General features: G+C 68.9%; 1 protein-coding gene. It reads left to right on the top strand.

What is annotated here, in order from left to right; genetic code table 11:
• Nucleotides 1-9: 9 nt before the first annotated feature.
• A partial coding sequence (locus UK12_RS35275; protein WP_231591533.1) for a hypothetical protein occupies nucleotides 10-302 on the top strand: 293 nt, incomplete at its 3' end.

Genomic DNA, 302 nt, shown 5'->3' with positions numbered 1-302 from the left:
ACCAAGGCGATGCCCCCGGACGTCATGGGCAAGGGCGTCCCGCTCGCCGATCTCTTCAACGAGAAGCACCCGCGCTACAACGAGGGCACCGAGATCCGCCCCCTCTATCAGAACGACCCGGACGTCAAGAAGATTATCGACACCGGAGTGCGCATCGCCGGCCTGCTCCGACCGCCCGGCCTGCACGCCGCCCCCCTCATCCTCCCCTCCACCCCGCCGCACGCCCCGATCCCGCTCCACCCCGAGCTGGAAGCCCCGCTCAGCGAGGTCCTCGGCCCCACCTACGGTCTGATCGTCTACCA

It is taken from the genome of Saccharothrix sp. ST-888, from assembly GCF_000955975.1.
Classification (GTDB): Bacteria; Actinomycetota; Actinomycetes; order Streptomycetales; family Streptomycetaceae; genus Kitasatospora.
This window is presented reverse-complemented; position numbering and strand designations above follow the sequence as displayed.